This window comes from Paenibacillus sp. J22P277 (assembly GCF_059383675.1).
Genome location: NZ_JBXENS010000002.1, coordinates 410082 through 421667 on the forward strand (window position 1 = coordinate 410082; position 11586 = coordinate 421667).

Genomic DNA, 11586 nt, shown 5'->3' on the forward strand with positions numbered 1-11586 from the left:
TTCCTCCCGTTTCCTTACGCCATGAAGATTTCGATCCGGACGGACCGGTCAGCCGGCCCGCCGTCGACCTCGTATACGTAATCGCTGACCTGATGAACGACTGCCGGGTCTCCGTCGACCAACGCGCGCACGGGCCGTTTCTTGGCCGCGAACGCGAACCGCCCGCCTTCGCGCAGCGTCACGCTCGTCGAATCTCCCGCCGCGACGCTGCCGGTTACCGCCGCCGGCGAGATGTATTTGTCCGCCAACCCGATCGGCGTCACGTCGCCCGCGACCGGCACGACCGCGAACAGCGCATAGCCGCTTTCCTCCAGGCGGATCGTTTCGCGCTGGTCGGCTTTCATGAATGAACAGCTCCGCGTGAAATGTTCGTATACCGCGAACTCGGTCCCATTCAGACCCGGCACGTCCGCGGGGCCGATAAAGCCGTCCACGGGATCGGCGCCGCGATGAATATGGAAGGCCGCCACGATGCCCGCGCCGCCGGCCGTGTTCCACAGCTTCAGCGGGATCGGCTGCTCCGCGGGATCGGCCAGCAGGCAGTCCGGCGACGGGTTCGCCGTGCCGTCGCAGCGGATGATGGCGCCGTCCGCATAGATAAGCGGCCAGACGTTACCCGGATTCGTGTTCCCCGGCGCGTCGCTGATATAGATCGGACCGCCGCTGACGGACCGCAGGATTGCGCTTTGCTTGTCATCATGGTTGCTCGACCAGTACATATCCCAATCGCCCCAATAGAAGGCGCCGTGATAGTACGAGTTATAGCCGTTTTGGAGCGCGTGCTCCGGAAAGCCCCGTTTCTCCTGCGGCACGAAATCGTCGCTGTTGCGCGAAATCGCCGACTTCGGGCGATGCCAGACGTTCTCGGCCGCCATGCCCATGCAGTTGATGATCGTATCGTTGAAATGCAGCGCGACCGACGCTTCCAGCGCTTCGTGCGCGGCCGCGGCCGCTTCGCCGACGGAACGTCGTTCCTTCAAATAGTTCAGCACGGCGCTTTGGCCGTCCACCTTGACGAAATCGATGTCCTGGCGGCGCAGGAAGCCGTGCCACGCGTGCCAGAAGCCAAAGCCCCGGCCCGCGTCGGGATACGGGATCAGGTTGCCGCGCGGCACTCGGTACAGCGAATCGCGGGTGTTCCGCGCGATGGCGCTCTCCTCGTGAATGCCGCCCCAATAGCCGGCGATCGTATGCCAGACGCCGACGTGACGGATGCCGTGGCGTTCCTTGAGCGCGGAAACGGTCCGTTTCAGCCCGCCCGGGAACTTGACGGGATCGGCCTCGAAACCGACGAGCTTGCCGTCCTTCGTCTCCGACCAGCCGTCGTCGATCATCACCCAGCCCACCGGAAGTCCGAGCTCCTGCAGCTCCGCGGCCTTCGCGAGCAGCCCTGCCTCGTCGACCTTGTGGTAAAAGGCGTCCCAGCTGCACCAGCCGAGGCGATCCAGCAGTTCCGGATAGGTTTTGCGCTCGCGCGGAAGCGTCGGATAATCCAGCTCCGCCAATGCGGCTTCGGTGTTCAGCCGCACAAGCGCGTACGGATCCTCACCGGCCGCAAGCGCAAACGCCAGCGTTTCGCAGCGCGTGCGCCCGCTTTCGTAGGCCGATAACCGGAGCGCGATGCCCGCTTCCGCTCCGGCGGCATCGGTGCGCCAGACCGAACCGACGACCGGCAGCAGGTGATAGTACCCGCTTGCAGTCCGCCATAGGATGGACTGCGTCCGTTCCGGGAGACGCGCCGGTTCCCGATTGAAATGCGGGCGCGTCCACCAGTCTTTATGCTGATAGTTCGCCATCAGCCCCTCGATCGTTTCCTTCGGACGAACCGTCACGATAACAGCATGCTCCGCCGCGAACAAGCGCTGCTTCCCAAAGTCGTTCTCGTTGACCGTCTCGGCGTTGACGGAGACCAGTACGGTACCGTTCTCCGATATGCGCACGCGCAGCTCCGCGCGGACCGTGTCGGCATCGTTGGCGTAACGGTACAGCGCCGATTGGCGTTCTGCGCCGTCCTCCTCGAAGCCGCGCGGCGTTAATTTCTCCGGCTGCGCCTGCCCGTCCAGCTTGACCGCGATCTCGAACGGGCCGATGACTGCTGGCGCCGGTCGCGTTGCGGCGCGATAGGCGCCTTTCTCGTTGAATGCGAACATAGCCTCCAGCTCCTCCTGACTGTCTCTATCTCATGCTCAATCTCATGCTCTATCTTGCCAGCGATCTCAGTATATTCTATCTCTCTATCGATCTGCCGCGCCTATCCGAGCGCATACAGGGCGACCGATAAGCTGGCCGCGTCGCCGACATGCTCGCCCAGCCCCGAGGGCACGATCTCGCACGCCGAAAGCGACGGCGGCAGCGCTTCGCGCGCCAGCTCCTCCATGACGATCGGACGCAGCAGCGCTTCCTGCCTCGCGTAAATGCTGCCGATGACGATGCGCTCGGGATTGAGCAGATCGATTAGCACCGCGAGGCCTCTGCCCAGCTTGCGCCCGACGATGCCGACGATCTCGAGCGCCAGCGCATCGCCAGCGTTCGCGGCGTCGAATACCGCTTTGGCCGTAATGCCGTCCAAGCCTCCGGCATCCGCGCAAATCGCGGTCGTCCCGCCCTTATGAATGTGCGTCTCGGCCATCGCCCGTCCCAGCCGCGCGATGCCGCCGCCGCTGCAGAAGCCTTCGAAGGACCCTGCTTTCCCGTAACCGACGGGACCGGCAGGCTCGAGCCGAATATGGCCCGCCTCCCCGGCCATGTCGGTAATACCGGCGTACAGCCTGCCGTCCAGGATCAGCCCTGCGCCCATGCCCGTCCCGAACGTCAGAAAGACCATGTTCGATAAGCCGGTTCCGGCACCCCACCGCCACTCGGCCAGCGCGCAGGCATTGGCGTCGTTCTGCAGCGCGACCGGCACGCCGAAGCGCTCGCGCAGGGGCGTCACGACATCGATGCCGTCCCAGCCCGGCAGGTTCGGCGGCGAGAGCACGAGACCCCTGCGGCTGTCGAGCGGCCCGCCGCAGCTGATGCCGATGGCCTGCAGCGGCCCGGTCCCTTGCGCCTTGGCCAGCAGCTCCTCCATGCCCGCGCCGAACTGCCGGATCGTTTCCTCCGGCGTCGGCGGCGTCGGGAAGCTGCGCTTGGCGATGATTTCGACCTTGCCGCCCTCGGCCCTGCCGAGCACAGCGGTGCACTTCGTCCCGCCGATGTCGAACCCTCCCAGGAGCATGCTCATGCGAAAAAAGCCTCCTCGAGCATCATGCAGAGCGCATGATAAATCGGAAGATGCCGCTCTTGGATGTCCGGCGTGCCGTCGTACGGCACGCGAACCGTGACGTCGCACAGCTCCTTCAATCGGCCGCCGCCCTTGCCGGTCAAGGCAATCGTTGCCATGCCGAGCGATTTCGCCACTTGGACGGCGCGGACGACATTGGCGGAGTTGCCGGACGTGCTGAACACGACGAGCGCGTCCTCCGCTCTGCCGTAGCCGTATACCTGCTGCGCGAACACCATGTCCGCGGCGACGTCGTTGATGTACGCCGTCGCAAGCGCGCTCTGGCTGACGAGCGAGATCGCCGGCAGCGCGCCCTGCAGCCGGTCGGCGATATACGCGCCCTCCTCGCCGTGCACGAGCATTTTCTCCCGTTCGGCAGGCGGAAGCGGCCGCTGCGACATGAAGCCTTTCATCAGCTCGCCGACGACGTGCTCGCAGTCAGCGGCGCTGCCGCCATTGCCGGCAAGCAGCAATTTGCCGGCCTTGCGGAAGGAGCCTTCCATCGCCTCGAATGCCTGCCGAATCTGATCGCGGCATGGCTCCAGATCGGGATATTTCGCAAATAGACTCTTGAAAACGTCGCTCATCGCAATCCCTTCCTTTTCATAGACTCGTTTCTCTCAGATGGCGAACGGCCTTGACGAAGAACGACGCGCTGCCGAAGCTGCCGGATTTGAGCACCAGCTCGTACGGCTTGCCGCCGCCGATCGCAAGGCAGGACGGCAGGCCCGGCTCGATCTCTCGCAGCAGGCGCAGGCCCCGGACGCCGAGGGCGGCGCACACCGCCGCCGACGTCTCGCCGCCCGCGACGAGCAGCTTCCGCTGGCCGGTCCGCTCCGCGATCTTCGCCACGGCGAACGACAGCGCCTCGGAGACGACGCGCGAGATATCCGTATTGCCGCTGCCGAGCGTCATCGCGATCCGCTTCGTTTCCGCGACCTTGCCCGGGTCGTTCGACGCGTGCAGCAGAACATCCCGTCCCGTCAGCAGCGCCGAGCTCGCCTGCGCGATCAATCGCTCGATATGCGGTTCTCTCGCCTCCGGCTGCAGCAGCACGAGCGAGTCGAGCTCCAACGCCGCGATGCCGCCGCGTATCGCGAATGCGATCTGCGCAGCCGTCTGCGGCATGAGGCTTCCGGCCGCGCACAGCACGCCGCTGGCCGCCGAAGGACGGATTGTTTCGTCCGCTCCGGTATGCGCCGGTTTACTGGCCGGAGCCTCCGACAGCCCGGAAGCCCGATCGCCGCTGCCGGCTTTCGGCGTGCCGTCGTCATCCGACAGCCGTTCCGTTGCAGCAAGACGGCCGCTCTGCGCCGCTTTCGCCCCCATGACTTCAGCCGAGCCGCGACTTGCTTGCGATTCATTCGTCTCTCCTGCACGCGCCGCCAGCAGCGCCGCCGATTCCTCCGACAGCGCGGAGCTGCCGCACAGGATCGATTCGTCCCGCGCGGCTTCGGCGATGATCCGCAGCGAATGCTGATCGCGCACGTCGATGATCAAATACGCGCATAACGGCCGCATCCGGTCGATCTCCGCGCGCAGCGCGTCCGGTCCCTGCTCCACGACTTCGATCGGCACGAGCCCGACGCGGCGCGCCGTCTGCTTTTGCAGGATGGACACGAGGTTCGATTCCGTCATCGGATGCACGGGATCGCGCCGGAACTCCGATTCCTCGAGCAGCTTGCCGTGCACGTAATGCACTCCGCCGAGCGTCGTCCGGCCGTTCTTCGGGAAACCGAGCGCGACGACGGCGAACGAGGCGCCGAGCGTGTCCAGCATGGCATCGAATTCCGGTCCGATATTGCCCCGGAAGACGGAGCAGGTTTTGTTGATGAACCGGTCGCAGCCGGCCTCCCGGAGCGCGCGCGTCGCAGCCGTCACTTTCCGGTACGCCTCCTCCGGGCCGTCGAGCCGGGAGTTCGTGTCGATGACGAGCACGTCGGGCCGGTCCGCCGCAACCGCGTCCGAATCCCAGGACGCAAGCGGATAGACGTCCGTCCGCAGGCCCGCCTTCGCGTACATGATGCCGATGTCGTTCGCGCCGGTAATATCGTCCGCGACGATTCCGATCATGGCTCCCACGTCCTTCTCGGCCGATAGCCGGAACGCTCCAGGAAATCGCGCTCCAAGGTCTTCGGCAGCCGGTTCAACGAGACGCCCGCACCCATTGCCTCGACGATCATCCGGCAGGCCATTTCCAGCGTTTGCATGGCCATCCGCGCTTCCTTGATCGTGACGTCGCAGACGAGCACGCCGTGATTGTCCAGCAGCAGCACGTTCGCGGACTTCGCTTTCTCCCGGACCGCTTCGCCAAGCGCAGCCGAACCGGGGTGGCGATAACCCACCCGCTCGATCCGCTCCAGATAGTACATCGTCTCGACGAACAATCCGGACGGGATAGTCTCGGACGCGCAAGCGAACATCGTGCTGTAGAAAGGCGACGCGTGCAGCACCGCGCCGATGTCGGGCCGCTCTTCGTAGACGGCCGCGTGCATCGGCACTTCCTTCGAAGGCTTCTTGCCCGAACCCGCGCCCGAGCCCAATCCCGCGCCAGCTGCCATTCCAATACCTGCACTGGACTCGACGCCTGCAGACGGCGCACCTTCCCTGCTACCGGGCGCGAAGGAACACTCGGCGAAGTCGTCCTCGCCGAGCTCTCCCAGGAACGTTCCCGACGCGGTAATCAGGAAGCTGCCGTCATCCAGGCGCGCGCTGATGTTGCCGGCGTTTCCCCACGCCAGCCCGTTGTCCATCATGTACCGGCCCGCCGCCCGCAGCTCGGCGACCGTCTCCTCCCGACGGCTCATCCTATGCGAGCTCCCATTCCAGCATGCTCGTCTCCGTTACCGGAAGGTCGGCGTTCGCCGGAACTCGGAACGTCTTGATATCCGACGGCTTGAAGTCGGCGCGGATGACGCGGTTCCACTTCGGCAGCTTGATCTCGGCGGACGTCGCCCGTTTGGCCGTCTCGTAGCAGCGCACGATCAGGTCGTCGTTGTCCTCGGCTTTCTTGATCGCGCTCACGATGATGTTGTCCTGGTCGACGGACACATACGAATCCGTCTGCGGCAGCTTGCCTTCGTGGAACGTCTCGATGACCGCTACCGGCTTACAGTTCAACTCGGCCGCGCGGCGCGCCGTGCCCGCCTGCTCCCATGTGCCTTCATGCGGCAGCAAGGAATAGTTGAAGTGCTGGATGCCCTGGTCGACGAACGAATATTCGCCGTCCGCCTCCGGCACGTAAGGGACGTGATGCGCGTAGATCGGGCTGCGCAGCACGGTCAGCGCCATTTCCTTCGCATGCATGCTGTAGCTGTATTTGGCGTCGTTCAGGAGACTGAGGCCGTACACGTCGTTCGTCTCCTGCACGATGCCCGTGTAGTCGACCCAGCTTTGGCCCGGCTCCTCTTCGCCGTTGTGCTCTCTCTCCATGGAGCCGTACGGAATTTCATAGGTTTGCTTGCTGAAGATGACGTTGACCGGAAATACGAGCTTGAGCATCTTGAACTTCTCGCGCCAGTCCACCGTCACGCTGACGTCGATCTGCTTGCTGCCTGGATACATCGCGAAGTCCTGCACCAGCTTCGAGCTGCCGTATTCGCTGACGACGCGTATGACCGACTTGACCGGTCCATGCTCGATGCGGAGCACCTTCGTCGCCTTGAACGTCTCCGACGGCCCGTTGAAATGCAGCACGTCATGGCTCCACGTATCCGACGTATCCTCGATGACGACCGGCCTCGCGCCGTCCTTCATCACCTCGAAGTTCAGCGCCTTGTCCTTCAGGCTTTTGATGAAGCCGGTGCTCTTGTCGAATTCAAGACGCAGCAGGCCGTTCTCCAGCACGAGGTCGCTGGCCGTGATCGGTTCGCCGACCGGCTTGACCGAAACGGATTCCTTCACGAGCTTGTAGACGCGGTAGCCAAGCGGCGGCAGGTCCGCCATGAAGCTCAGCCGGTAGCGCCCGCGCGCCGCTGCCTGCGATTTTACCGTCTGGAACGGCACCGGCTTGCCTGTCTCGTCGAGCAGCACGCTCGTGTCCTTCATGCCGCCGACCTCGAGCTCCACGTTCGCGCGGCTCTGCCACGCATGCGGGTTGAAGACGACGATCGGGTGCATGGACTCGTCCTGCTCGATGCCGATGTTCCACGACAAGGACTGCACGGCATAGTTGAGCGAGCGGTCGGCGATCGCCATCGCTTCGCCGAACAGATAGCGCGCGTCGTCGTAGGCCGCTTCGAGGCTCGTGCCGGCCAAGATGTCGTGGAACTGGTTGAACAGCACGTTCTTCCAGGCGCGGCTCAGCTCCTCCAGCGGGTACGGCTGGCCCGTCACCCACGAGGCGAGCGCGGAAAACTTCTCCGCCGCGACCAGGCGGTTCTCCGCTTGGCGGTTCCACTGCTTGATGCCCGAGTGCGCGGCGTAGCAGCCGCTGGCGTGATGCTGCAGGTCGTCGTGCACGACCGGGAACGACAGCCCGGACTTGACCATGTCGTTGAAATATTGGTCCGGCGTCGCGAATTCGAGCTTCGGCAGGTCGGCTTCCCCGTTCATTCTGCGGATGCTGGCGATGTTCTCTTTCGTCGGTCCGCCGCCGTGATTGCCGACGCCGTAGAACAGCATGAGGTCGTTCAGCGGCTCCTTGAACTCGCCGAGGCAGCGTCGTACGTGATTTTCCAAGTCCTTGCCCCACGACAGATATTCGTACATGATGCGGAACGTCAGCACCTTGGAGCCGTCGTCGGACTGCCACCAGAACGTCCGGCCCGGGAGGCCCTTCTCGTTCGGCATCGGGCGCATCATGACATAGTAGTCCATCCCGCTTTTCTTCAGGATCTGCGGCAGCATGCCGTTATGCCCGAAGCTGTCGACGTTGTACCCGACCTTGGCCGTCACGCCGAGCTTTTCCTTGAAGTACCGCTGGCCGTACAAGCCTTGGCGGACGAACGATTCGCCGCTCGGGATGTTGCAGTCCGGCTGGATCCACCAGCCGCCGACGATGTTCCAGCGTCCCTCGGACACGCGGGCCCTAATCTCCCCGAACATGCCCGGGTCGTTGTTCTCGATCCATTCGTACATGGCGGCCGAGCTGGACGTGAAGATGAAATCCTCGGATTCCTTCATCCGGTCGAGGGCGGAGCGGAACGTCGCCTTGGCCTCCTGGAAGCCCTCCTGCCACTGCCACAGCCACACCGGATCCAGATGCGCGTTGCCGATCATATAAAGCTTCTTGTCTTTCATCTATGAATTCAGCTCCTAGTAAACGAGTTGGAATAAACGCAGCGAAATACCGGAATTACAGTCCGAAACGGCCCGCTTCGCCGGCGCTGCACACGAAGCCTTCCATCTTCTCGATGACGGTTCGCTTTACCGCCTCGCGGCCGATAGCCAGCCGTTCCGGCGAAAGCGAGAGACACTCCACGTTCGACATCCGCTCCTCGCGTCCGAGCGCCGCCAGCAGCGACAGCTCCAGGTCGGTGGCGATATTGACCTTGCTCACCCCGCCGCCGGGCAGACGGAATGCCTGCTGCATCATGTCGGCCGGAACGCCCGAGCCGCCGTGCAGCACGAGATGGACCGGGGTCAGCCCGCGGATCGCGGACAGGCGAGCGTAGTCGATCTTCGGCTGCTTGACGTTGTAGACGCCGTGCGCCGTGCCGCAGGATACGGCCAGCGCGTCGACGCCGGTCAGACGGACGAATTCCGCCGCTTCCCGCGGGTCCGTATACAGTTCCTCGTCCTTGTCGGTCTCGACGAAGTCCGTCGTGCCGATCATTCCGAGCTCCGCTTCGACCGATACGCCCTTGGCATGCGCGTAGTCGACCACTTCCTTGCTGTCCTTGACGTTGCCGTCGAACGGCTTCTCCGACGCGTCGATCATGACCGACGTGAAGCCGGCATCGATGGCCTCGGCGATCGTCGCCAGCTCCTTCGTGTGATCCAGATGAAGCACGACGGGAACGGTAATGCCCAGCTCGCCGATCTGGCAGTAGAATTCCTCGCCGAATTCCGCCGGGGTGATGCCGTAGCGGATCAGCTCTTTATGCGAGATTTGTACGATGAGCGGCGATTTGGCCTCCTGGCCGGCTTGAAGCACGGCCGCGATCATCGGCGTGTAGCGCGGCGAGAACGAGCCGATCGCGAAACGGCCGGCCTCCGCGAATTCCAGCGCCCTCTTCAGCGTGATGACATTTTGGGGTTTTGTTTGGTTAGACATCTAATCCCTCTCCTCTCCGATGCTCGATCTATGAATTCGTTTTCACGGCCAACGAATCTCTCACGCGCCGCATGCCAAGCTCCGGGCTCGTCAAGAACCGTTTCCGCTCTTCCGGCTGGAACCGTTCGACGACCCGGGCCATCGAAGCCTGTGCCAGCACGACGACCTCCGTGTCGGCCGCCAACCGGCTCAGCGCCTCGGCCAGCTCGTTGTCATGGCCGTCCTTATCGCCGGCAAGCAGGAGCTCGTACGCAGTGGAGGCGACGACGGGCACGAGCTCGACCGTCTTGCCCGCTTGCTCCGCCTTGGCGCGCAGCTGCCGCTGCGTCGGCTCGAGGGTCGTCGCCAGCGTCGCGGCGACTCCGATTCTGGTCGCCGTCCCCACGGCGAATTCCGCGACCGCCTCGTCGATGCGCACGATCGGCACGCCGATCTCCGGCTGGACGAGCGCGCACAGCTCGCCGATCGAAGAGCAGGCGTTCAAGATGCCATCCGCTCCGAGACGCTCCGCGATCCGGGCGTATTCGCTCCAGCGCACGAGGATCTCCTCGATGCGGCCGCCGTTCGCGGCCAGCTGCGGCAGAATGGAGTCATCGACGAGATTGACGATTTCCAGGCCTGGCATAAGCGATAGCGCAAGTCCCTTCAACGGCTCGACCGTCAGCGGCGTCGTATGGATAATGGCCAGTTTCCGGCCGGACCAATCCGATGCGTACTCTCCCATGAACAATCATCCTTTCTTCATCGCGGCCATTGCCGCATTCAAATCCGGGTAGGCGCCCCCCGACGCCGCCGCGTACACGGCGGCGCCGAAGGCCGCTTCTTCCTTCGCCTCCGCCAGATGGAGCGGCAGGTTCAAATGCTCGCGCAGCAAGCGTTGCATGACGGGATTCCGGCGAATGCCGTTGCCGGAGCCCGCGGCGACCGTGACGGAGGCCAGCAGCCGGCCTGGCAGCAGGTGCACGTAGTCCATCAGCTCGTCCACGATGCCGCCCAGCACGCCGAGCGCGAAATGCCCGGGCGTGAAGTTGTCTGGGCTGATGCCGGCCACGTGGCCGAGCACGAGCGGATCATGGCGCGTGCCGTAAAACTGCGTGCCGAACCGCAGCGGCCCGATCCCGTCGCCGAGCGCCTGCTCGGCCAGCGCGTTCATGCGCTCGTAAATATCCGCGTCGTCGATATTGACGCCGCCGAACGAGCGGCATACCGCTTTGAAGAACCCCTCCAACAGCGCATACGATTTGCCGCCGCTGAGCGGGGCGCCGACGAGCAGAAAGCCTCCGCCCGGGAACGGACGCGTCTCCAGACCGGGAACATCCTCGTAATGATCGGCGTAAAGCGACATCTGCGAGCCCGTGCCGACGTTGGCCAGCAGCGTCCCTTGCAGCCGCGGGACCGAGCCGATGAAGCTCGCTTGATTGTCGCCGATGGCGCAGGCGACCCGCTTGCCGTCCTCCGTCATGCCGGCTGCGGCGTAGGGCTCGCCGATCGCGGGAAGCAAGGAAGCATCGATCCCGGCGTGCCGCACCGCTTCCATATCGAAGCCGCGCAGCCGGCTCGAGAACAAGCCGATGCTTGCAGCGTTGGACGGATCCATGAGCGGAGTCGAGGACCCCGTCAGCCTCATGGCGACATAATCGCCGATCGTGCACAGGCTGGCCGCAGCCTGCGGCACTTCCCCGTTCAGCTTGTTGTAATAATGCGTAACCAGTCCGTATCCGCTGCTTGCCGGATGGCCGGTCAATCGGCCGAGGTGATCGGCGTACGTGCCTTCGCCATGCGCCATCGGCAGATCCCCGCGTCCGTCTTGCCAGGTAAACAACGGACTGACGCAACGGCCGTCTCGGTCCACGTACAGCATGCCATGCATCTGGCAGGAAATGCCGATCGCGGACACGTCGTTCCAATGCGCCGCGCAGCGCGCGATCAATTCGCGAACGATCGCGACGATGCGTTCCGGTTCCTGGATCCGCTCCCAGCTTCGTTCGCTCGGAAGCGCGGCGTCGTTCGCTCTCGTAACGATGCCGGCCGTCTCGCCGCCGTCGGACGAAGCAATGACGATGCCAATGGATGTCGTGCCGATATCGATGCCTGCAAGTAGCACTAT

Annotated in this window: 9 protein-coding genes; all 9 read right to left on the reverse strand. The window is 64.2% G+C overall.

Annotated features, from left to right (window positions below; all coding sequences use genetic code 11):
• Positions 1–14: 14 nt before the first annotated feature.
• The 9 genes from AC50YL_RS06470 to AC50YL_RS06510 all read right to left on the reverse strand — a co-directional run bounded on the left by AC50YL_RS06470 (position 15) and on the right by AC50YL_RS06510 (position 11583).
• Positions 15–2150: a Sip1-related alpha-galactosidase gene (locus tag AC50YL_RS06470; RefSeq protein WP_494830319.1), complete on the reverse strand. Its 2136-nt coding sequence runs from the start codon at positions 2148–2150 to the stop codon at positions 15–17.
• A 101-nt stretch (positions 2151–2251) separates the two neighbouring features.
• Positions 2252–3223, reverse strand: coding sequence for an ROK family protein (locus tag AC50YL_RS06475; protein ID WP_494830321.1), 972 nt, complete (start codon positions 3221–3223; stop codon positions 2252–2254).
• Positions 3220–3849, reverse strand: coding sequence for a D-sedoheptulose-7-phosphate isomerase (locus tag AC50YL_RS06480; RefSeq protein WP_494830323.1), 630 nt, complete (start codon positions 3847–3849; stop codon positions 3220–3222). The genes AC50YL_RS06475 and AC50YL_RS06480 overlap by 4 nt, the downstream gene beginning before the upstream one ends.
• 16 nt (positions 3850–3865) lie before the next feature.
• Entirely contained in the window at positions 3866–5335 is a 1470-nt protein-coding gene (locus AC50YL_RS06485; protein ID WP_494830325.1) for a four-carbon acid sugar kinase family protein, read from the reverse strand.
• Positions 5332–6069 carry a class II aldolase/adducin family protein gene (locus tag AC50YL_RS06490; RefSeq protein ID WP_494830327.1) on the reverse strand — a complete coding sequence of 246 codons (738 nt, stop codon included), beginning with the start codon at positions 6067–6069 and terminating at the stop codon, positions 5332–5334. Before AC50YL_RS06490 ends, AC50YL_RS06485 begins: the two co-directional genes overlap by 4 nt.
• A gap of 1 nt (position 6070) precedes the next feature.
• Positions 6071–8503: an alpha-mannosidase gene (locus AC50YL_RS06495; RefSeq protein WP_494830329.1), complete on the reverse strand. Its 2433-nt coding sequence runs from the start codon at positions 8501–8503 to the stop codon at positions 6071–6073.
• A 55-nt stretch (positions 8504–8558) separates the two neighbouring features.
• Positions 8559–9479, reverse strand: coding sequence for a class II fructose-bisphosphate aldolase (locus AC50YL_RS06500; protein ID WP_494830331.1), 921 nt, complete (start codon positions 9477–9479; stop codon positions 8559–8561).
• A gap of 28 nt (positions 9480–9507) precedes the next feature.
• Positions 9508–10203, reverse strand: a complete 696-nt coding sequence (locus AC50YL_RS06505) for an aspartate/glutamate racemase family protein (RefSeq protein WP_494830333.1) — start codon at positions 10201–10203, stop codon at positions 9508–9510.
• A 6-nt stretch (positions 10204–10209) separates the two neighbouring features.
• Positions 10210–11583 (reverse strand): sedoheptulokinase, encoded by a 1374-nt coding sequence (locus tag AC50YL_RS06510; RefSeq protein ID WP_494830335.1) that lies wholly within the window; start codon positions 11581–11583, stop codon positions 10210–10212.
• Positions 11584–11586: the final 3 nt, after the last annotated feature.

Excerpts from the sequence above, each read along its gene's own strand:
- AC50YL_RS06500 (WP_494830331.1), bottom strand. The coding sequence starts at position 9,479 with ATGTCTAACCAAACAAAACCCCAAAATGTCATCACGCTGAAGAGGGCG.
- AC50YL_RS06475 (WP_494830321.1), bottom strand. The coding sequence starts at position 3,223 with ATGAGCATGCTCCTGGGAGGGTTCGACATCGGCGGGACGAAGTGCACC.
- AC50YL_RS06495 (WP_494830329.1), bottom strand. The coding sequence starts at position 8,503 with ATGAAAGACAAGAAGCTTTATATGATCGGCAACGCGCATCTGGATCCG.
- AC50YL_RS06485 (WP_494830325.1), bottom strand. The coding sequence starts at position 5,335 with ATGATCGGAATCGTCGCGGACGATATTACCGGCGCGAACGACATCGGC.
- AC50YL_RS06480 (WP_494830323.1), bottom strand. The coding sequence starts at position 3,849 with ATGAGCGACGTTTTCAAGAGTCTATTTGCGAAATATCCCGATCTGGAG.
- AC50YL_RS06490 (WP_494830327.1), bottom strand. The coding sequence starts at position 6,069 with ATGAGCCGTCGGGAGGAGACGGTCGCCGAGCTGCGGGCGGCGGGCCGG.
- AC50YL_RS06505 (WP_494830333.1), bottom strand. The coding sequence starts at position 10,203 with ATGGGAGAGTACGCATCGGATTGGTCCGGCCGGAAACTGGCCATTATC.
- AC50YL_RS06470 (WP_494830319.1), bottom strand. The coding sequence starts at position 2,150 with ATGTTCGCATTCAACGAGAAAGGCGCCTATCGCGCCGCAACGCGACCG.